Source organism: Streptomyces sp. NBC_00669, from assembly GCF_036226785.1.
In the GTDB taxonomy this organism is placed as follows: Bacteria; Actinomycetota; Actinomycetes; order Streptomycetales; family Streptomycetaceae; genus Actinacidiphila.
In genome coordinates this window covers 9414806-9436061 of the sequence record NZ_CP109018.1, presented here as the reverse complement: position 1 = coordinate 9436061, position 21256 = coordinate 9414806, and the positions used below count along the sequence as shown (strand labels likewise).

At 73.0% G+C, this 21256-nt stretch carries 17 protein-coding genes; 3 read left to right on the top strand and 14 right to left on the bottom strand.

Translation table 11 applies throughout. The features are described from left to right. Window positions 1-55: 55 nt before the first annotated feature. Both OG896_RS39640 and OG896_RS39635 read right to left on the bottom strand, forming a co-directional pair. Window positions 56-1102: an ornithine cyclodeaminase family protein gene (locus OG896_RS39640; RefSeq protein ID WP_329373356.1), complete on the bottom strand. Its 1047-nt coding sequence runs from the start codon at window positions 1100-1102 to the stop codon at window positions 56-58. Continuing rightward, complete coding sequence (locus tag OG896_RS39635; protein WP_329373354.1) at window positions 1099-1854, bottom strand: IclR family transcriptional regulator; 756 nt, start codon at window positions 1852-1854, stop codon at window positions 1099-1101. The genes OG896_RS39640 and OG896_RS39635 overlap by 4 nt, the downstream gene beginning before the upstream one ends. Window positions 1855-2105: 251 nt before the next feature. Here OG896_RS39635 and OG896_RS39630 point away from each other — a divergent pair, with 251 nt between their 5' ends. Together OG896_RS39630 and OG896_RS39625 are read left to right on the top strand one after the other, a co-directional pair. Next, a complete protein-coding gene (locus tag OG896_RS39630; protein WP_329373352.1) occupies window positions 2106-3449 on the top strand; it encodes an amidohydrolase family protein in 1344 nt (447 codons plus the stop codon). After that, complete coding sequence (locus tag OG896_RS39625) at window positions 3446-4510, top strand: dipeptidase (RefSeq protein ID WP_329373350.1); 1065 nt, start codon at window positions 3446-3448, stop codon at window positions 4508-4510. Before OG896_RS39630 ends, OG896_RS39625 begins: the two co-directional genes overlap by 4 nt. Before the next feature lie 34 nt (window positions 4511-4544). Here the strand turns inward: OG896_RS39625 and OG896_RS39620 are convergent, their stop codons facing one another. The 12 genes from OG896_RS39620 to OG896_RS39565 form a co-directional block, all read right to left on the bottom strand. Beyond that, window positions 4545-5480 (bottom strand): LysR family transcriptional regulator, encoded by a 936-nt coding sequence (locus OG896_RS39620; RefSeq protein ID WP_329373348.1) that lies wholly within the window; start codon window positions 5478-5480, stop codon window positions 4545-4547. Window positions 5481-5638: 158 nt separating this feature from the next. After that, complete coding sequence (locus tag OG896_RS39615) at window positions 5639-6403, bottom strand: SDR family NAD(P)-dependent oxidoreductase (protein ID WP_329373346.1); 765 nt, start codon at window positions 6401-6403, stop codon at window positions 5639-5641. Further along, entirely contained in the window at window positions 6400-7158 is a 759-nt protein-coding gene (locus OG896_RS39610) for an SDR family NAD(P)-dependent oxidoreductase (RefSeq protein WP_329373344.1), read from the bottom strand. Before OG896_RS39610 ends, OG896_RS39615 begins: the two co-directional genes overlap by 4 nt. Then, window positions 7155-8063 (bottom strand): SMP-30/gluconolactonase/LRE family protein, encoded by a 909-nt coding sequence (locus OG896_RS39605; protein WP_329373342.1) that lies wholly within the window; start codon window positions 8061-8063, stop codon window positions 7155-7157. Before OG896_RS39605 ends, OG896_RS39610 begins: the two co-directional genes overlap by 4 nt. Further along, window positions 8060-9589, bottom strand: a complete 1530-nt coding sequence (locus tag OG896_RS39600; protein WP_329373340.1) for a UxaA family hydrolase — start codon at window positions 9587-9589, stop codon at window positions 8060-8062. The genes OG896_RS39605 and OG896_RS39600 overlap by 4 nt, the downstream gene beginning before the upstream one ends. A gap of 228 nt (window positions 9590-9817) precedes the next feature. Then, a complete protein-coding gene (locus OG896_RS39595; protein WP_329373339.1) occupies window positions 9818-10912 on the bottom strand; it encodes an ABC transporter permease in 1095 nt (364 codons plus the stop codon). Further along, window positions 10905-11909, bottom strand: a complete 1005-nt coding sequence (locus OG896_RS39590; RefSeq protein WP_329373337.1) for a sugar ABC transporter substrate-binding protein — start codon at window positions 11907-11909, stop codon at window positions 10905-10907. The genes OG896_RS39595 and OG896_RS39590 overlap by 8 nt, the downstream gene beginning before the upstream one ends. Further along, window positions 11906-12997 (bottom strand): ABC transporter permease, encoded by a 1092-nt coding sequence (locus OG896_RS39585; protein ID WP_329373335.1) that lies wholly within the window; start codon window positions 12995-12997, stop codon window positions 11906-11908. Before OG896_RS39585 ends, OG896_RS39590 begins: the two co-directional genes overlap by 4 nt. After that, window positions 12994-14499 carry a sugar ABC transporter ATP-binding protein gene (locus tag OG896_RS39580; protein WP_329373333.1) on the bottom strand — a complete coding sequence of 502 codons (1506 nt, stop codon included), beginning with the start codon at window positions 14497-14499 and terminating at the stop codon, window positions 12994-12996. The genes OG896_RS39585 and OG896_RS39580 overlap by 4 nt, the downstream gene beginning before the upstream one ends. 488 nt (window positions 14500-14987) lie before the next feature. Further along, entirely contained in the window at window positions 14988-16511 is a 1524-nt protein-coding gene (locus OG896_RS39575; RefSeq protein ID WP_329373331.1) for a UxaA family hydrolase, read from the bottom strand. 451 nt (window positions 16512-16962) lie between these two features. Further along, window positions 16963-18486 (bottom strand): ricin-type beta-trefoil lectin domain protein, encoded by a 1524-nt coding sequence (locus OG896_RS39570; RefSeq protein ID WP_329373329.1) that lies wholly within the window; start codon window positions 18484-18486, stop codon window positions 16963-16965. Window positions 18487-18677: 191 nt separating this feature from the next. Further along, complete coding sequence (locus OG896_RS39565) at window positions 18678-19151, bottom strand: cupin domain-containing protein (RefSeq protein WP_329373327.1); 474 nt, start codon at window positions 19149-19151, stop codon at window positions 18678-18680. A 349-nt stretch (window positions 19152-19500) separates the two neighbouring features. Between OG896_RS39565 and OG896_RS39560 the strand changes: the two genes are divergently transcribed. Then, complete coding sequence (locus tag OG896_RS39560) at window positions 19501-21141, top strand: MFS transporter (protein ID WP_329373325.1); 1641 nt, start codon at window positions 19501-19503, stop codon at window positions 21139-21141. Window positions 21142-21256: the final 115 nt, after the last annotated feature.

Here is a 21256-nt window from a genome sequence, read left to right as displayed (position 1 = left end):
GCCGAACGTGGCAGCGACGGTGTCGCCCTCGAAGCCGCCGCCTACGAAGCCGACGTCATCGACGGCGAGGCGCCCGGCGGCCCTCCGCGCGCAGCGGCTCCCCCGCACTCCCGCGACGCGCCAGGTGGGCGTCGTGCGCCACGCGGGCGGCTGCCACGTCGAGGGCGGCGTGCCCGGTGGACTTGAACAAGGTCAGCTCGGTGGCGTCGCGGCGGCCCGGGCGCGAGCCGCTGAGCACGGCGCCGAGGAGGGTGAGCCGGGACGGGTCGAGGCCCTGGAGTTCGTGGGCGCCGGCCGGGGGCGGGGCGGCGGCCGCGCCGTCCCACTCGGCGAACAGGAGCGCGTCCCGGACGGTGGCCGGGTCGACCTCAGGACCGCCCGAGCCGCCGACGGAACTGACGTGGGCACCGGGCCGCAGCCACGCGCGGTCCACGACGGGCTCGCGGGCCGCGGTGCAGCACAGGACGGCGTCGGCGCCGCGGACCGCCGACTCGACGCAGGGCGCGGCCACGACGCCGTGCCGGGCGGCCAGCGCGCGGGTGCGGTCCGGATCGCGCCCGGCCACGGTGACGGTCGGCGCGGCGCCGGCCGGCCAGGGGAGGCGACGGGCCGGCAGGTCGCCCTCGGGCGCGCCGAGGACGGCGGTCAGCAGGGTGAGTTGGGCGTCCGCCTGGGCGCCCGTGCCGATCACCGTGACCTGCTCGGTGCCCGGCCGGGCCAGGGCCAGCAGGGCGGCGGTCGCGGTGGCCGCGGTACGCAGGGCGGTCAGCGGTTCGGCGTCGACCAGGGTGAGCAGGCGCCCGTCCGTCTCGTCGAACAGGGCGACGACGCCTTGGTGCGCGGTGCGCCCGGGGTGGGCCGGGTCGTCGAAGACGGTGACCAGCTTGGCGGCCAGCCCGAGGCCGGGGACGTGGGCGGGCATCGCCCCGAGCAGGCCGTGCGGCCCGAAGGCGGCGATACGGGGCGGCGCGGAGACGGTCCCCGCGGCGATCGCGGCCAGGGCGCCGCCGACGGCGTCCAGCAGCCGCAGCGGGTCGAGCGCGGCCACGGTGGCGTCGTGGCCGAGGACGGCGGGCCCGGCCGCCCGCTCCCCCGCGGTCATGCCGCGCCCCCCGGAACGCCCAGAGCGGCGGCCAACTCCTCGGCCGCCGAACGCAGTTCGTCCCGCAGCCGGGAGAGGTTCGGCTCCTCGAACTCCGGAGTCGGCCCGACCAGGGTCAGCGCGCACAGCGGCCGGCCGTCCGGGGTGAGGACGGCACGGCTGACGGACGCCACCATCCGCTGGGTGCGGCCGATCTGCACGCCCCAGCCGGTGCGGGCCGTACGGTCCAGGTCGGCGAGCAGACCGTCGGGGCCCTCCAGGGGATGGCCCGCGGCGGCGGCCGCCGCCAGGTAGGGGGCGCGGGTCCGCTCGTCCATGGCGGCGACCAGGGCCAGCGGACCGGCGAACCGGTGCACCGGCAGGAGTTCGTCGCGCAGGTCGCTGATCATCTCCAGCCGTGCCGGGCGGACCACGTCGACCACACGGGACCGGTCCTCCTCGGGGACCTGGAGGTTGACCATCGTCGCGGTGGCCGCGGACAGCCGCTCCAGTACCGGCCGGGCGATGCCGACCAGGGAGTGCGCGGCGGTCGCCCGCGAGAGCTGGAGCACGACGGTGCCCGGCAGGTAGCGGTCGCCGATGCGCATCACCCAGCCGCGGCGGACCAGGTCGGCCAGCACCCGGTGGGCGGTGGGCCGTTGCAGGCCGAGGGGGTCGGCGATCTCGCTGAGCCGCAGCGGGCGGCCGGACCGGGCGACCGCTTCCACCAGGTCCAGGGCCTTGTCCACGGCGGAGTTGCCGGACGCGGGCACGGAGCGGTCCTCTCGTTGTCGGCGCCGGGCGCCGCGTTGCCGGCACCGGGCGGCCCGGACGGGTCCGCGGACGCCCGCGCGCTCCGCGCCGGCGGAGGTCGCCGGACGCGCGGGGCGCCTCGGCGTCCCCGGCGGCTCGCGGGCGGGTCCGCCACCCCGTCCGAGGGGCGGGTAGGGTGGCCGCTGTTCCGACCAACGGATCACCTGTTGCAAGCAATGTAACAGTCCGGGCCTGGAGGGAGAACCGACCCATGAGTGACGAGCCCGTCGCCGCCCCGACGCCTTTCGCCCCGGCGCCGGCCGGCACCGTGGTGCTCTACCGTGGCGCGACCCTCGTCGACGGCACCGGCGAGGCCGGCCGCCCCGGGACCACGATCGTGGTCGACGGCGAGCGGATCGTACGGGTCGCCGCCGACGCCGAGGTCGACCCCGCCGACTTCCGCGACGCCGAAGTCGTGGACGTGACGGGCGCGTTCGTCCTGCCCGGCCTGATCGACTCGCACCAGCACCTGGCGACACCGCCCAACCGCCCGGTCGCCGAGGCCGTGTTGCGCCGCGACCTGTTCGGCGGCGTGACCACGGCCCGCGACATGGCCGACGACCTGCGCCAGGTCGGCGACCTGGCCCGCGCCTCCCGGGTCGGCGAGATCCCCGCCCCGGACCTGTACTACGCCGCGCTGATGGCCGGCCCGACCTTCTTCGACGACCCGCGGACCTGGCAGGTCTCCCAGGGCGCGATACCGGGCCGGAACCCGTGGATGCAGGCGGTGGACGAGGACACCGACCTTCCGCTCGCCGTCGCCATGGCGCGCGGCACCTCCGCCACCGCGATCAAGATCTACGCGGACCTGCCGGCGGACCGGGTCGCCGCCATCACGGCGCAGGCGCACCGGCAGGGACTCCTGGTCTGGGCGCACGCCGCCGTGTTCCCGGCGAAGCCGGGCGAGGTGGTCGCCGCCGGAGTCGACAGCATCTCGCACGCGAGCCTGCTGGTCCACGAGGCCGCCGAGGGACCGCTGATCCGCTACCGGACCAAGCCGCCGGTGGACGCGGCCCGGTTCGAGCGGGGCGACGACCCGGCGATCGAGGCCCTGTTCGGGATGATGCGCGCCCGGGGCACGATCCTGGACGCCACCGCGTCGATGTGGGGCAGGATCGCGGCCGAGGCCGGCGACGCCGCGGAACCACGCGAGCGCGCCCTCGCCAACGACGCCGTCACCGCCGCGATCACCGCCCAGGCCCACCGGGCCGGTGTGGAGATCTCCACCGGCACCGACAGCGACCCGGACCCCGCCTCGGCCTGGCCGCCCCTGCACGACGAGTTGGTCCACCTCCACGAGCGGTGCGGCATGACGCCCCTTCAGGTCATCCGCAGCGCCACCCTGATCGGCGCGCGCAGCCTCGGAGCCGAGCACGAGCGCGGCACCGTCGAGGAGGGAAAGATCGCCGACCTGGTCATCCTCGGCGCCGACCCGGCGGCCGACCTGGCCGCCGCCCTGCGCAGCGTCCGCACGGTCGTCAAGCGCGGCCGCCCGCACCACCGTGCGGACTTCGTCGAGCCGGCCCCCGCCGCGGGAACGGCGGTGGCGAAGTGAGCACCCGCACCCCGCTGATCGTCAACGCCCTCGGCGAACTGCAGAACCCGAACGCGTCCGCGGAGACCGCCGGGTCCCTGGTCCAGAGCAGCAGCGACATCCGCGTCGACGAACGCACCGTCGCCGACGCCCGCGCCTCGGGGCTGACCGCCGTGAACATCACGCTCGGCTACACCATCGGCGACATGGAGCCCTACCCGCACACCCTCGCCGAGATCGAGGTGTGGGACGGCATCCTCCGCGACCACCGGGCGGACCTGCTCAAGGTGCTCACCGCACGGGACATCCTCCGCGCCCGCGAGGAGGGCCGGATCGGCGTGGTCTACGGGTTCCAGAACGCGGTGGCCATCGGCCGGGACCTGGACCGGGTGGCGGAGTTCGCCCGCCTCGGCGTCCGGGTCGTGCAGCTGACCTACAACCAGGCGAACCACATCGGCGACGGCTCCATGGCACCGCAGAACCGCGGGCTCAGCCCCTTCGGACGGGAGGTCGTCGAACGGCTGGGCGAGCACCGGCTGATGGTCGATCTCTCCCACAGCGGCGAGAACACCTGCCTGGAGGCGGCCCGGATCGCCGGCGCGCCGGTCTCGATCAACCACACCGGCTGCCGGGCCCTGTGCGACCTGCCGCGCAACAAGACCGACGAGGAACTGCGCCTGGTCGCCGAGCGCGGCGGCTTCGTCGGGATCTACTTCATGCCCTTCCTCGCCGCCTCCGGCCACCCCACCGCCGACGACGTGGTCGAGCACCTGGTCCACGCGGTGAACGTGTGCGGCGAGGAGGCGGTCGGCATCGGCACCGACGGGCCGGTGACCGCGATCGACGACCTCGACGGCTACCGGGCCACGCTGGCCGAGCACGTGGCGGAGCGCCGCCGCGCCGGGGTCGGCGCGGCCGGGGAACGCGCCGACACCTTCCCCTTCGTGGTGGACCTGCGCGGCGTCGACCAGTTCCGCAGGCTCATCGGGTTGCTGGAGCGGCGCGGCTGGTCCGAGGAGCGCATCGCCCGGGTCATGGGCGGCAACTTCGTCCGCTACGCCGAGCGGATCTGGGGAAGCTGACCGCACGTCGGTTCCGCGCGCCGACCGCGACGGCTCACGCCTCGGCGTGCAGCGGCCGTACGCCCGCGGGCAGCGGTGTGTGCTCCTGGGCGTGCAGGAAGGCGCAGACGGCCGCGTTGCTGGAACGCCGCCGGGTCCAGAACAGGGCGACGTCGCGGTGCGCGGTGGGCGACTTGATCCGGCGGACCGCGAGCCCGTCGACCGGCGTGGTCTGCACGGCGAGTTGGTTGATGACGCCGATGCCGAACGCGGAGCGGACCAGGGCGACGAGCGTCGCGGGGTGGTCGGTGAGGTAGGCGACGTCCGCCTTCGACTCGTACTCCCCGAGCATGTGCCGCAGGTCGAAGCCGCCGCCCTCCTCCTCCGAACCCGCCGGGTTGCCGATCAGCGGCCGGGACAGGATGTCGTCGATGCCGATCAGGGGTTCCGCGGCGAGCGGATCGCTGTCGCGCATCACCGCGACGATGTCCTCCCGCCAGATCGTGCGGTGGCACAGCGTGGGTTCACGCATCTTCGGCAGCGTGGGCCGGAACGCGATGTCGACGACACCGGTCGCGACGGCCTCCTCCAAGGTGGCCGCCGTCCCCTCCCACAGCTCCACGGTGAGCCCGGGGCACTCGGACTTCAGGACCTGCAGCAGCGCCGGCAGATAGGTGGAACTCACCGACGGGTAACTGGCGACGGTGAGGTGCGCGACGAACTGGTCCTGCGTGCTGCGGGCGGCGTCCACACCGCGCTGCAACTCCTGGAGCGCCGCCTGGGCGTGCCCGTAGAAGAGCTCTCCGGCCGGGGTGGTGCAGATCGGGCGGGCCTTGCGGTCGAAGAGCGAGACGCCCAGGGCGTGTTCCAGCGCGGCTATGTGCGCGCTCACCCGCGACTGCGAGAGGTGCAGGGTGTGCGTCGCGGTGCCGAATCCCCCTCGGTCGGCGACCGCGAGGAAACTGCGCAGCCACGCCGTCTGCAGAGACATCGCGTCGCGCGTCACCATGGTTCCCTGTTCTGACGGGAGACCATCGTCGCCGGTGGAAAGGGTCACTGGAGTTCCTTTCGTGTGCGGGCCAAGCTACCCCCGCCGACGCCGACGCCTCTAGGGATGTGCTCGCGGACGGCTGGGCCGGGCCGGAGCCGTCAGGCCGCGGTGAGGCCGCCGTCGATGATCAGCGCGGTCCCGTTGATGAAGCGGCCCTCGGGTCCCGCGACGAACGCGATGGTGGCCGCGACCTCCTCGGGCGAGCCGAGCCGCCCGTCCAACTGCCGGGCGGCCATGGCCTGCCGGGCCGCGGCCGGGTCGGGTGCGTTCGCCACCATCGTGTCGACCCACTCCGTCGCCACGGTGCCCGGGCAGATCGCCACGCACCGGATGCCGTCCTTGGCGTGGTCGACCGCGATGGCCCGGGTGAGGCCGACCAGCCCCGCCTTGGAGGCGCAGTACGCGGCCCGCCGCGGCAGGCCCACCTGGCCGGCGACCGAGGCGACGTTGACGATCACCCCGCCGCCGCTGTCGAGCATCAGCGGCAGCATCGCGCGGGCGGTCAGGAACGGCCCGGTGAGGTTGACCGACAGCACGCGGTCCCAGTCCTCGTCGCTGGTCTCCAGCACCGTGGCGGCCAGGCCGGTGCCCGCCACGTTGACCAGCAGGGCGGGTGCGCCGCGAGTGACGGCGACTTCACGGGTGACCGAGCCGACCTCGTCCGGGTTGCGCAGGTCGGCGGGGAACGCCCGCGCCGCGCCGCCCGCGTCCTCGATCTCCGCGCGGGTCCGGGCCAGGCCCTCCCGGTCGACGTCCATCAGCGCCAGGTCGTATCCCGCCTGCGCCAGCCGGTGCGCGGTGACCCGGCCGATGCCGGAGGCCGCGCCGGTGACCACCGCGACCCGCGGGCGCGCGGCGCTCACGTGTACGCCAATCCGGGCAGCGCGCCGTCCATGGCGTAGCCGCCGTCGACGTCGAGGCAGGCGCCCGTGGTGAAGCACGCCTCGTCGGACGCCAGGTAGCAGATCGCCGCCGCGATCCACTCGGGTGGTGCGATGCCCAGGGGCACCCGGGAGGCCAGTGCCCGCTCCACGTCGAGCGTGTAGATCGGCGCGCTCATGCCGGTGCGCACCGGCCCGGGCCGCACGCAGTTGACGGTGACGCCGTGCGGCGCGAGTTCGGAGGCCATCGTGCGCGTCATCGCTTCGAGGCCGCCCTTGGTCGCGGTGTACGGGGCGGCGCTCGGTTCGGAGACCACCGCGTGCACCGACGAGACGTTGACGATGCGGCCGCGGACGTCCGCCTCGACCATCATCCGGGCGACGGCCTGGGCGAGGAAGAACGTGCCGGTGAGGTTGACCGCCATGACGCGGTCCCAGTCGGCGCGGCGCACGTCGAGGAACGGCGCGATGTGCAGGACGCCCGCCACGTTGGCGAGCACGTCGACCCGCTCGTAGCCCTCGCGCAGGGTGGCGGTCAGCACGTCGGCGGCGTCCTCGTCGGCGATGTCGAGGCCGAGGGTGCGCAACCGGTCGGTGCCGGCTTCGGGCCAGGGCTCGTCATGGCGCAGGTCCACGGCGAGCACGCGGGCGCCTTCGGCCAGCAGCCGGACGGCGGTGGCGCGGCCGATGCCGGAGTTGGCACCGGTGACGACCGCGACTTTGTCGGTGAATCTCATTGATCGCCTGCTTCTTCGGTCTCTTCGATCGTGAGGGCGGTGGTGAAGACGTGTCCGGGCAGCCCGGGTGTGGTGGCCTCGCGGCGCAGCACGGCGCCGGACAGCGGCCACTGCCGGAGCTGGTCGTCGGTGAGGCCGTGCGAGGCGGAGGTGATGTACATCGTGCGCAGGCCGGGGCCGCCGAAGGCGACGCTGGTGGGCCGCAGCACCGGCAGCGCGACGCTCTCGCGGACCGATCCGTCCGGGGCGAAACGGGTGAGGTGGGCGCCGTCCCAGAACGCGCACCACACGTCGCCGGCCGCGTCGACCCGCAGCCCGTCGGGGACGCCGTCCAGGCCGGTCGTGTCGGCGAAGACCTCGCGCTCGCCGATCGAGCCGTCGGCGAGGTCGAAGCGGTAGGCGTGAATGCGGTGCTGCCGGGAGTCGACGAAGTACATCCGCCGGCCGTCGGGCGACCAGTCGATGCCGTTGGAGCAGTGGAAGCCCTCGTCGGCCGTGCGGTAGGTGCCGTCGCCGTCGAGCCGGTAGAGCCGTCCGTCCGGGCCGGACTCGCTGTCCTCCAGCGACCCGGTCCAGAAGCGTCCGGTCGGGTCCACGCCTCCGTCGTTGAAGCGGCACGACGGGCGGTCCGCCTCCGGGTCGGCCAGCAGCCGCCGCCGTCCGGTGCGCACCTCGACGAGGTGCCAGCCGTCGCGCAGGCCCGCGACCAGGACGCCGGGGTCCTCGGTGAGCCCGAGGCAGCCGACCTGCACGCCCAGCCGCAGGACGTGCGGGGCGTCGTCGCCCTCCGTACGGCTGAGGATCTCCCCGGCCACGATGTCCACCCAGTACAGCGTGCGGGTCCGGGCGTCCCACAGCGGCCCTTCCCCCAACCGGTACCGACCGGGCGAGAAAACGTCCGTCACAGTACGGCTCCCATCCGCCAGGGCGCGATCTCCTCCGCGCCGAAACCGAGTTCCTCGGACTTGCTCGACCGTCCCGACGCGGTGTCCACCAGCAGCTCGAACAAGCGGGTGCCGTGGCGGACCTGCTCCGCGTGCGACAGGGCGGGACCCGCGTCGAAGTCGACGTCGCCCGTCATGTGCCGGAACAGCCGGGTGGTCGTGCTGATCTTCACGCAGGGCACCGGGCGGGAGCCGAACAGCGAGCCCCGACCGGTGGTGAACGCCAGCAGGTTGGCGCCGCCGGCGACCATGCCGGTCGCCGACACCGGGTCGTACCCGGGGGTGTCCATGAAGGTCAGGCCGGGTGCGGTGACCGGCTCGGCGTAGTCCACCACCGCGTTGAGCGGGCTGGTGCCGGCCTTCAGCACCGCGCCGAGCGACTTCTCCCAGATGGTGGTGATGCCGCCCGCGCGGTTGCCGGCGGACGGGTTGTCGTCCAGCGCGGCGCCGTTGCGGCGGGTGTACTCCTGCCACCAGCGCAGCAGTTCGTCGATGCGCCCGGTCAGCTCCGGCGTGGCCGCGCGGTCTTTCAGCAGGTGCTCGGCGCCGTGGATCTCGGGTGTCTCACCGAGCACGACCCGGCCGCCGGCGGCCACCAGCAGATCGGCGGCCACGCCCAGGGTCGGATTGGCGGTCAGGCCCGAGTAGGCGTCGCTGCCGCCGCACTGCAGGCCGAGGACCAGCTCGGACACCGGGATCGGCTCGCGCCGCGGCCGCGCCGTCCGGTCCGCCAGGCAGGCGATCCGGCGCAGTCCCTCGGCCACCGCGGCGGCGGTGCCGCCGTGGTCCCGGATCGTCAACTCCTCGACGGGGGCGGCCCCGAGGCCGCTCTCCACCTGGCCGGCCTCGCCCCCCAGCCCGACCAGCAGGACGCCGGCGATGTTCGCGTGGGCGGCGTAGCCGTGCAGGGTCCGGCGCAGGATGTCCGCGCCGGGGCCACCGTCCGGCGTGTCGCGGCCCAGGTCGTGGGTGAGGGCCACGACTCCGTCGAGGCCGGCCCGGCCCGCGTGCGCCGCGCCCGCCGCCTGGGCGACGAGCCGTGCCACGGTCGCCGACGACCCGGTGGCCGGCAGCACGGCGAGGTAGTTGCGGGTGGCGGCCCGCCCGTCCGGGCGCCGGAAGCCGAGGAAGTGCTCGCGGGTGGGCGCCGCGGGCGGCTTCCACCCGGCCGTCGCCGCACCGCGTGCGGACGAGGCGGCCGGCTCCCGCCCCACCCCCATGTTGTGCAGGTGCACATGGTCCCCGGGCGCGATGTCCGCCGTGGCGTGGCCGATCGTCTCGGCGTACTTGCGCACCGCGGCGCCGCGCGCGATCGCCTTCAGCGCGATCTTGTGGCCGGCCGGGATGTCGCCGCGTGCGGGCACGGCGCCGGTGTCGACGGCGACTTCCGTGCCCGCGGCGACGTCCGCCAGGACGAGTCCCACGTTGTCGGGACCGGGACGGGCGACGAGCGGAGTGACCAACTGCTGGTGTGGATCGTCAATCACCCGGAATCCAATCGCACACGTCCGTGCCGGCTTCCTGCCGGCCGGTTGCGGACAAGGAACAATGAGGGACCGGAGTACGGCCGCGGCCGTAGTCCCGATCATAGGGAGCGGTTCTCCGTGCCGACAGCGCGTCCGGCGGAAGAGCGTCATCCGGTATGCGGATCGGCCGGCCGAAGGCGGCCGCGGGAGAAGGCGGCCGCGGAAGCACCCGGCCCACCGTCCCGCCGGTCAGGCGGCGGCCGTCCGCGGCCGCACCCAGCGGGCGAGGCCGTCGGCACTGGCGGCCAGGAAGATGAGCGCGCCGGTCACCATCTGCTGGTCGTAGGAGGCCAGTCCCAGCAGGCTCATCCCGTTGGAGAGGAACCCGAGGAACAGCACCCCTGTCGCGGTGCGCAGCAGGCTCCCCCGGCCGCCGAACAGGCTGGTCCCGCCCAGCACGACTCCGCCCACGACGTTGAGCAGCAACGGGCTGCCCATACTCGCGCCGGCCCCGGCCAGTTCGGAGGTCAGGACGACGCCCGCCAGCGCCGAGAACAGGCCCGCCACCGCGTAGACGCCGACCTTCACCCGGCCGACGCTGACGCCGTTGACACGGGCGACCTCCTCGCTGGCGCCCAGCAGGATGACGCGGCGTCCCCAGGCCGTACGGGTCAAGGCGATCTGCGCGCACACGTACAGCCCGAGCGTCATCCACACCGCGTACGGCACGCCGCCGGGACCGTCGATGCTGAAGTCGATGAATCCGGCCGGCACGGGCGCGATGGTCCTGCCGTGGCTGAGCAGCGTGGTGCCGCCGCTGACGACGTACAGCGCGGCGAGGGTGACCGCGAACGGCACGACGGGCAGCCTGGCGACGAGCAGGCCCACCAGTGCCCCGATGCCGGCGCCGACCAGGAGCGCGAACGCGATGCCCGCCGGGACGCTGTGGACGGTGGTGATGACCCAGGCGCCCGCGACACCGCTCGCCCCGATCACGCTCCCGGTGGACAGGTCGATGCCCCCGGTGAGGATGACGAAGGTCGCCCCGATGGCCGCGATCGCGACCACGGTCGACTGGCTGAACACGTTGATGATGTTCGAGGACGTCAGCAGCCCGTCGGTGGTCACGCTCAGCACGACGATCAGCACGGCGAGGGCCGGCAGCATCGACAGGTCCGCGAACCATGCGGGCCGGCGGGCCGGATCGCGCAGCCGGGCCAGGGGCGCCGGTCGCGGTCCGGCGCCTGCGTCGGCGTCGGCGTCGGTGTCGGTGTCGGTGTCGGGTGCCGGGGTTGCGGGGGCGGACGCGTGCGCCGGGTCCTCACCGGTCCTGGAGCTAGCCACCACAACCCCAGACCCGGGACTCGGTGGCCGCGCGGTTGGCCTGGTCGAGGGTGACGCCGGCGCTGCGGACCGTCCTGGGCACGACGTCCTTGCCGGCCAGCGCCGTGGTGATCGACGTGACGGCCTCCTTGCCGAACTGGTCGACGCGGGTGGCGATGTCGGCGTCCAGGGTCTTGGCGCGGATGGCCTTGCAGCCGTTCTGGTCGCCGTCGATCGTCACGAGGAAGACGTGCTGGGGGTCGCCGACCGGTGCCAGCCGCTTGGCGGTGGTCAGTGCCGACTGCACGGACGGCAGGAGGAAGTCCGAGGGGACGAAGACCGCGTTGATGCCGGGGTTCTTCTGCAGCGCGTTCGAGGTGCCGTCCAGCGCCTGGGACGGGTCCCAGTTGGTGGGCACCTGGCTCACCACGGTCACCTTCGGGTTGCCCTTGAGGGTGTCGCCGAACCCGTCCCGGCGGCCGATCGCGTTCTGGTCGGTCAGCGCGCCCACCAGTTCGAGGACCTTCAGCGGCTTGGTCCTGGCCGCCGCGATGAACTCGTCCGCCGCCAACTCGCCGTCGGCCTTGGGGTCTCCGGTGATCTGGAAGGAGACGTCCTGCTCGTCGGCGACCGCCCGGTCGATGGTGACGAAGGGGACGTGGCGGGCCTTGGCCAGGCTGATCGAGGAGGCGATCTGCTTGCCGTCCTGGGCGATGACGATCAGGGCGTCGACCCGGCGGGTCTGGATCAGGTCCTGGATCTGCGACGCCTGCTTCTGGGCGTCCTGGTCGGCGACGTCGAAGACCACCTTGTAGCCGGCCGAGGCGGCCGCCTTCTGGATGGCCGACTTCTCCGACGTGCGGACCGCGTTGAGCAGGTCGAAGCTGACCCCGATCGTGCCGTGGCCCTTTCCCGACGCCGCTCCCGAGCCGGACGTGGAGGTAGGGCCGCAGGCCGCGAGCGCCAGGGTCGCCATGGCGGCCACGGCCGCGCATCGGGCAACGGGGTACCGTCTCATCTGAACTCCTTCATCATGGTTGCGCCGGCTTCCGCCGGCTCGGTCCGGCCCCTGCCCCACGGAGCGCCACCGGCCGGCGCGACCGCCCGGACCAGCTCCCGCCACCGCACCGCGGCCGCCAGAACGGCGACGAGCAGCACCGCGCCCCGCACGATGTCGAAGACGTAGGGCGAGGCTCCCGAGAACACCAGGCCGGTCTGCGCGGTGGTGAGGACGAGCGCGCCCAGCACGGTGCCGGTGACGCTCCCCCGGCCGCCGAACAGGCTGGTGCCGCCGAGGACCACGGCGGTGACGACGGTCAGTTCGTACCCCTGGCCGATGGACGGCTGCACCGCGCCGAGGCGGCCGGTCTGGGTCAGGGAGGCGAGCGCGGCCAGCAGTCCGGCCAGCACGTACGCCCCGACGGTGACCCGCCGCACGGGAAGGCCCGCGTGCACGGCCGCCTCCCGATGGGAGCCCACCGCCTGGAGGTACCTGCCGAACACGGTGCGGCTGAAGAGCAGTCCCCCGCCGACGGCCGTGCCCGCCGCCAGCCATACCGGCACGGGGACGCCGAGCGCGGTCGCCGTGCCGATCCCGCGCAGGTTCGCCGGCAGGGTGATGTTCCGCTGGCCGGTGATGTGCCCGCCCGCGCCGCGGAAGACCTGGAGCGTGGCGAGGGTGACGACCAGGGCCGGCACCCGGGTCGTCGCGACCGCGGCGCCGTTGACCAGCCCCATGCCCACGCCGGCCGCCGCGACCGCGAGGAAGACCAGGCCGGCCGGTCCGCCGGACAGGGCGTCGCTGGACTCGATGGCGGCCGCCAGGAAGAGCATCGAGCCGACGGACAGGTCGATGCCCGCCGTGATGATCACGTAGGTGGCGCCGACGGCGGCGATGGTCAACGGGCTCGCCTGGACGGCGATGTTGCGGAAGTTCGCGGTGCCGGCGAAACCGCCGTAGGACACGGACAGCGCGACCAGCAGGACCAGGAGGACGGGCAGCAGCGGCTGGCGCCGCACACCGGCGAGAAGAGCGTCGCGGACGTAGCGGACATCGCGGACGTCCCGGATGTCGCGGACGCCGCGGACCCGGGTGGCCGGCTTCATCGCCCGCCCCCCGTGGCGAGCCGGATGACCGCTTCCTGGGTGGCCTGCGAGCGGTCCAGGACACCGGCCAGCGCGCCGTCGTGCATGACCCCGACACGGTGGCTGAGGCCGAGCACCTCCTCCATCTCCGAACTGATCAGCAGGATCGCGGAACCTGCGCGGGCCAGATCGACGAGCAGCCGGTGGATCTCCGCCTTCGCGCCCACGTCGATGCCCCGGGTCGGCTCGTCCAGGATGATCAGCCGGGGCCTGCCGGCCAGCCACTTGCCGATCACGACCTTCTGCTGGTTTCCCCCGCTCAGCGAACGGCCGCCCGACTCCAGCCCGCCGCGCGCGACCAGCCGCACCTTGGCGGCGAGTTCCCCGGTGAGACGGCGTTCCGCGCCGCTCCTGAGCCAACCGCCCCACCGGGAGGCGGACACCGAGCCGAGCACGACGTTGGACAGGCTCTCCCGGATGGGGCGGTCGAGGAACAACCCCTCGTGCGCCCGGTCCTCGGTGACGAACGCCATTCCGGCCGCTATCGCGGCCCGCACGTCGCCACGGCGCAGCGGTCTCCCGTCGACCTCGATCCGCCCCGTCTTTCCGCCGAGCCCGAAGACGGCCCGGGCGACCTCGGTGCGGCCGGAGCCCATGAGTCCCGCCAGTCCGAAGATCTCCCCCTGGGCAATGTCGAACGAGATCCCGTGCACCCGCGCGTTGTCGTCCAGATCCCGTACCGACAGCATGACGTCGGGGCGCGGCCGTGGAAGAGCCGGATGTCCCCGGGCCAGTTCGCGGCCCACCATGAGCGATTCGAGGGTGGTCCGGTCCAGTTCAGCCGTCGGCCGGTCGCCGACGACGCGTCCGTCCCGCATCACGACCACCCGCCCGCTGAGCCTGGCGATCTCCTCCAGGTAGTGGGAGATGTAGAGCACCGCCACTCCGTCGTCGCGCAGCTGCTCGACGATCCGCATCACCAGCTCGCGCTCGTCGAGGTTCAGCGAGGCGGTCGGCTCGTCGAAGACGACGGCGCGCGGGTCGGCGGCGAGCGCCTTGGCGATCTCGACGAGTTGGCGCTGCCCGGCGGCCAGGTCCCGCACCACCGCGTCGGGGCCGAAGCGGGCTCCGACCCGCTGGAGGAGGGGGGCCGCGATCCGCCGCAGCCGCCCTGGCCGTACGACCGGCGACCGCCCGGTGCGAAGCCGCCCGATGAGGATGTTCTCGGCGACCGTCAGGTCCGGGAAGAGGCTGGTCTCCTGGTGGACGGTGGCCACACCGGAGTGCCTGGCGCCGCCCGTGCCGGCGGCGGGCCCGGCCCCGCCGAACTCGACCTGTCCGGCGTCGGGCCGCAGGATGCCGCCGATGAGGTTCTTCACCGTGGACTTGCCCGCGCCGTTCTCCCCGGCCAGCGCTACGACCTCGCCGCCGGAGACGGTGAAGGACACGTCCTGGACCGCGGCGACGCCACCGAACGACTTCGACACGTTGCGCACCGCGAGCGTCGGCGCCCGGCCGGTCATCCTCGGCTCGCAATCCCGGCGATCGGGGTTGCCCGCGCCGGCGACGCGCAGCCCGCCGTCGCGTCAGCCGGGCAAGCGGTGCCCGGCTGCGATGTGCCGATCCGCCCCCAGTGCTCAGACATGCTTCCTCCGTGGAGTTCCGGTCCTGTGTACGTCGGCGGGCTCGCGTCCTTCCGCCGTCGCGCCCTCGTGCATGCCGAAGGGAATGGCAGGGGACGGCCCTTGGTACCGCTCTTCTCCCGGCGTCGAATTCCCGCTCGTCAGGATGCGATCGACGCTAGGCCCCGGGGTCGCGGGTGTGAAGTTCGTGTTTCGGCAGGCGTCAATCCGTTAACCGGATAGCCGCCCTGCCCACCGCCGTCGCCAAGCGGCGGGCATGCCTTTGCACCGCGCCGCGGAGGCCGACGGTTCGCTATTCCGGCGATTCGCGCGGGGCGGGGCAGAGCAGGGCAGGGAAGGTCAGGACAGGAAGGGTCAGCGAGTGGCGGTCACAGCACCGCGCCCATCCGCCACGGCGTGATCTCCTCGGCGCCGAAGCCGAGTTGCTCCGCCGTGGTCGGGTGTCCGGACGCGGTGTCCACGAGGGCTTCGAACAGCAGCCGGCCGTGTGTCACGTGTTCCGGGCGGGCCGTCGCCCGTCCACCGTCGAAGTCGATGTCGCCGCTCATGGCCTGGTAGAGCCCGGTGGTGGTGCTGATCCGTACGCACGGGGTCGGGCGGGAGCCGAACAGCGAGCCGCTGCCGGTGACGGAGGCGAGCACCGTCGCTCCCCCGGCGACCATGCCCGTCGCCGAGACCGAGCCGTGCCCGGGGGTGTCCATGAGCGTCAGCCCTGCCCCGGTCACCGGATCTGCGTACCCGACGACGTGCTCCACCGGGGCGGTGCCGGCCTTCAGTACGGCGGCCAGCGACTTCTCGCCGAGCGTGGTGATGCCGCCGGCCCGGTCCTCCCGCGAGGGTTCGCCGTGCGGGCCGGCCCCTTCGCGGGCGGCGTACTCCCGCCACCACGCGAGGAGTTCCTCGATACGGACGGCGACGCCGGAGGTCGCGGCCCGGCGGCGCAGAAGGTGCCCGGCGCCGTGCAGGGCGGGCGTCTCGCCGAGGATCACCCCCCCGCCCGCGGCCACCAGCAGATCGGCGGCGACGCCCACCGCCGGGTTCGCGGTGATCCCGGACCAGGCGTCGCCGTCGCCGGACTGCAGTCCCAGGGTGAGTTCGGCCAGCGCAACGGGTTCCCGGCGCAATGTCCTTACCTCGGCGACGAGTTCGGCGACCTGGGCGAGGGCCGCCCGCACCGCCGCCGCGGTGCCGCCGACGTCCTGGATGGTCACGGTGGTGTCCGCCACGTCGCCGAGGGCGTTCCCGGGCTGGTTGATCTCGCAGCCGAGGCTGACCACAACCGCCCCCACCACGTTGGGATGCGTGGCGTATCCGTGCAGCGTGCGGCGCAACAGGCCGTCGCCCGGCGTCCCTTCGGCCATCCCGCAGCCCAGGTCGTGGGCGAGCGCGATGACGCCGTCCAGGCCGGGCACGCCGGCGTGTTCGCGTTGCGCGGCCTGCGCGACCATCCGGGCCACGGTGGCCGAGCAGTTCACGGTGGGCACGATCGCGATGTAGTTGCGGGTCGCGCCCCGGCCGTCGGGGCGGCGGTAGCCGAGGAAGTGGTCGCGGGTCGGGGCGATCGGCGGGGACCAGGCCGGCGGGGCGGACCACCCGCGCTCACCGGGGTGGTCCTGGCCGGGCCCGAGGTTGTGCAGATGGACGTGGTCGCCGGGTCTGATGCCGGTCAGCGCCACCCCGATGACCTCGCCGTGCCTGCGGACCGGCTGTCCGGCGGCGACCGCGCGCACCGCCACCTTGTGTCCGGCCGGGATGTCCGTGGCGGCCGGGACCGTCGTGCCCCCGACCATGACGGGAGCGCCGCCCGGCGCGTCGCCGAGGACCAGTCCGACGTCGTCGACGTCCGGGCGCAGGACCAGCGGCCGGACCGGGGCGAGGGCCTCCCCGTTCATACCGCGGCCTGCCGGGCGGTACCGATCTCCGGGGACGGCATTTCCCCGCGCCTTTCGGCAACGTGCCGGGCCCCGGCGCGCGTGACGCGCATTCCCTTTGCGGAGCGGTCGTTCAGGAAGCGGTCGGGGCCCGGAGGGGGCCCCGGGGAGCGAGTCGTCATGTCACCGACGGTAAATTCCCGTTCCGGAAAACCCAAGTGCGAGAATCGGCAGGCGTCCATCCGGATTTCGGATCTTTCCTCCGGCGAAACGGGCGCCTTACGGAAACGGGCCGGCGGTTTCGTGATTCTCCCGGCGGCGGGCTTCTCCCGTTGGCGGTTCGCCCAGCGGCTCGCCCGGGCGGCGGTTCGCCCGGCGGCGGTTCGCGGGAATGCCCGCCGCCGGTCACGGTGACGGTTCCCGTGGCCGGCGGCGCGCGTACGCGGTGGCGGTCCCTGCCTGTAGGGCCTGCCTACACGGTCTGCCACTTCTGGTTGTCGCCGTTGCCGCAGGACCAGAGCTGGACGTTCTGCTCGCTGTACAGGTCCGCGTCCAGGCAGAGCTTGGAGCCGGCGTTGCGGATCGTCCCGTCGGAGAACTGGTACCACTGCTGCCCGGCCCCGCCCTGGCAGTCGTCGATGACCACACGGGTGCCGTTGGTCGTGCCGGAACCCGCGGCGGCCAGGCACTTCGTCCCGCCGTACACGGTGATCGTCCCGTCGGAGTGCCGGGTCCACTGCTGGTTGTCACCGCTGCCGCAGGTCGTGACCTGGACCTGGACGCCGTCGGCCTGCGACGCGCCGGGCACGTCGAGGCACGCGTCGTAGCCGACGTTCTGCAGCCGGGTGGTGTCCGAACTCGGCGTGCCCCAGGCGTACTTGAGACGGTTGACGGCGGTGGGGTTCGGCGTCCACAGCGGCAGGTTCTGGGTGCTGCCGCTGTCGAAGCCGCTGAAGAGCCGGAGGATGTTCAGCGAGTCGTGGTCCGGGCTCGTGGTCCTGCCGCCGATGCCGTGGCACCAGATGGCACCGAGGTTGTACTCGCGTATGACGTCGGTGATGGCCCGCAGGAACGCGACTTCCTTGGGGGTGGTGGCGCTCGGAGTGGCGTCGTAGTCGATGCCGTTGTCGGCGTCCGCGCCGAACTCCTCGATGACGGTGCGCGAGGGGCAGTTCCCCATGTACGTCTTGATGTCGTTGACCCAGTCGTCGTAGCTCCGCGCGCCGTAGGGGAAGGCGTAGCGGTGCATCGCGAGGTAGACGCCGTCGAAGCGGGAGTCACCGCACAGCGGTCGCAGGTCGCTGCCCCAGCCGCCCGAGTCGGCCTCGGCGCCCTCGATGAACATCCGGTTCCTGGGCAGGCCGTTGGCGCTCTCGCGGGCGATCCAGTTGGCGGCGAAGTCCAGCCACTGGGCGGTGGTGAAGCCGACCGGCTCGTTCATCGGGTCGAAGTAGACCAGCGGGTTGGACAGGTACTTGGCTACCTCCGTGTCCCACATCTGGTTCCAGGTGGGCAGGTAGCTGTCGGCGATCTTGTTGCTGCCGTCCTCGGACCAGTAGCACAGGATGACCTTGAAGCCCTTGGCGGTCGCGGCGTCGATGACGGCGTCGTAGGTGTGCCAGTCGGCGGTGGCCGGGTTCATCGGCAGCCGGACGGTGTTGGCGCCCAGCGTGCTCTGGAACGTGGCGAACATCGCGTCGGCCTTGCTCCTGGCCGAGTTGTAGTCGTCGTCCGCGGACAGTCCCTGCAGCACGAGCCGGTCGGGGGTGAAGTTGTCGCCGAGGCGGGACCAGTGCACGCCGTGGAACTGGCTGGGGTCGAGGCCGCTGTCGGCGGCGGCGGCCGGGGATGCGGTGGACAGCGTCATGAGCGGCACCGTAGCGAGCAGGGCCAGGGCACACAGCATCCAGGCCAGCACGCGGCGAGGGAGGAGCGTGCGCACGGAGGCGGGGGCGGGGACTTCGGGGTGGTTGGCAACGGGAGTGGGGGGCGGCATGACTTCCTCTCCGGCTTGGCGCGCGAGAGTGGCCGGACGTGGCCGTGAATTCACCGCAACGCGCCGTTGACAGGGTGGAAACGAAGCTATCCGCGCTCCCCACGTGCGTCGATCGCGTCTTTCGGAACACCCGTATCCGTGTGGCGAATAGCGGCCCTGGAAAACGAGTTGCTGGAGGTGGTGCTCTCGCCTTACCAGGCAGGGCTGGTGACGAAGTGGGTGTCGTAGCGGTGTTGCTCGGTGAGCAGGCTGTCGCGGCCGGCTTCGCCCCGGCGGATTCTGGCGACCTGCCGGAGGTAGTCGAATCGTTCGATGCCAGGGGTGATCACGATCAGGGCATCGGCGGTGTCCTCCGGGGCGGCGCGGAACGCGTGGGCACAGTGCGGCGGGATGACCAGGAGGTCGCCGGAGCCGGCGGTGATGACCTTCGATCCCACAAGCACCTGGAGCGTTCCGTCGACGACGAAGAACAGCTCCGAGGAGTGGTCGTGCCGGTGCGGGACCGCGCCGTCTGCGCCGCGGGCGAGTCGGACGCGGTGGGCGCTGAGCGCCCCGTTGCTGGCACTGGCGTCAGCCAGTAGCCAGTGGCCGATCTCGGGCAGTTGCTCGGCGTCGGCTGCGCGGACGACAACCGGGTCGTGTGGATCGGCTGCAAAAGCAGACACGGGAGACCTCCTGGGCTAGGATGCTAGCAATCTAGCGAGCTAGTATCGCCCGACGGGTGATGCGGAAGTCAAGCAGTTCACCGTGCATCCGCCGCGGAGGCTGATCAGGCAGGTCGAGCACCACGCGATCGAGCCGGGCATGTCCTTGTCCGCGCTGGTCACAGACGCCTTGCGCGCCTACCTCGACGACGCCCATGAGCGGCGGCTGTTCACTTCCGGAAAGGAGTCACGCCATGGCAACCGAAAGGTTCGAGGCGGTGTTCGTGGAGGCCCAACCTGCCGGGCCCACCCGGTGGCGGCGCTTCCGCCACCGACCGTGGGGATGCGAGGAGCGAAGGATGGGAAACGAATGAGCAGATGGCGCGGCAATCCCTGGGCGGTGCTGCTGACGCTCAGCCTGGGATTCTTCATGACACTGCTGGACCTGACGGCCGTCAACGTCGCCGTCCCCAGCATGATCGGCGGCCTGCACGCGTCGCTTGACGAGGTGTTATGGGTGATCAATGTCTACATCCTCGTCCTCGCCGCACTGCTGATCACCTTCGGCCGGCTGGGCGATGTGCGCGGGCCGCGCACCATGTTCATCGGGGGTGTCGCGCTGTTCACCGTGGCATCGGTGCTGTGCGGCCTGTCGCAGGGGCCGGCCCAGCTCATCGCCACCCGGGCCGTGCAGGGCCTGGGTGCGGCGGCGCTGATGCCGCAGACGATGACGATCATCATCGGCACGTTCCCGGCCGAGCGCCGGGGCGCCGCACTCGGCGTCTGGGGCGGAGTCGCGGGCGTGGCCACCATCGCCGGGCCCACCCTCGGCGGGTTCCTGGTGAGCACGGCCGGCTGGCGGTGGATCTTCTTCGTCAACGTCCCGATCGGCGCGATCGTCCTGGCGATGGCCGTCACGCTCGTCCCCGACATCCGGCACGGCAACCACCGAAAGCTGGACATGGTGGGTGTCGTCCTCGCCGCGGCGACGCTGGTATGCCTGACCTTCGCGCTCACCGAAGGCCAGCGATACGACTGGAACGCCGGGATCTGGGCGCTGCTGGGCGCGGCTGCCCTGCTGCTGGTGCTGTTCCTGGTTCACCAGGGCACCCGGCAGCACGGCGAACCGCTGCTGCCCTTCGTGCTCTTCCGCGACCGCGACTACGCGGTCATGACCTTCGTGTCCGCGACCGTCCAGGTCGGGATGCTCGGCCTGTTCCTGCCGGTGATGATCTATCTGCAGTCGGTGCTGGACTTCAGCCCCCTCACAGCCGGGCTCGTGATGGCGCCGGCGATGGTGGTGTCGGCGGTGCTGTCGCCGGTCGCGGGCCGGATGTCGGACCGGATCGGCGGCAAGTACGTCCTGATGACCGGTCTGACCCTGTTCGCGGCCGGGATGGCCTGGCTCACCTGGGTCACCGATGTCGGCCGCGCGTGGTGGGAGTTCCAGCCCGCCCTGGTCACGGCCGGGGTAGGCATCGGCTGCGTGTTCGGCCCGATGGTCACGGTCGCCATGTACAACGTGGAGCCCGCGATGGCCGGGGCGGCCTCCGGCGTGATGAACACGATCCGCCAGATCGGCACGGTGATCGGCAGCGCCGCGGTCGGCGCGGTACTGCAGAACCGCCTGGCCGCGTCACTGCAGGACGAAGCGGCGAAGCGGGCGGCCGGCCTCCCGGCCGACGTCCGCGGCCCGTTCCTGGCCGGCTTCCGCAACGCCGCCAGGAGCGGTCAGGAGGTCGGCGTCGGGCGGAACGGCACGGTGGTCCACCCGCCGCAGGGAACACCGCCGAGCCTGGCCCATCACATCGACCAGGTGGCGGCGTCCACGTTCGAGCACGGGGTCGTCCACGCGATGCGACCGACCCTTGCGCTGCCCATCGTCGTGATCGCGGTCGGCGCCGTCTCGTGCTCCTTGGTACGACGCCGACCGGTCGGCGGCCCGCGCCCCGCTCCGGAACCGGTGGACCTCGGCACCTCGGCCCCCACCCGCCAGGAGTTCCTGGGCTGAGGCCGTCGTCGACCGTGGCCGCACGGTGGCCAGTGGCCCTTGCCGCCTTGGTGCCGACAGCGTCCGACAGCGGCCGGCGGGCGGCCGGCCACCCTCCGGCCGGCGCGGTTCGGCG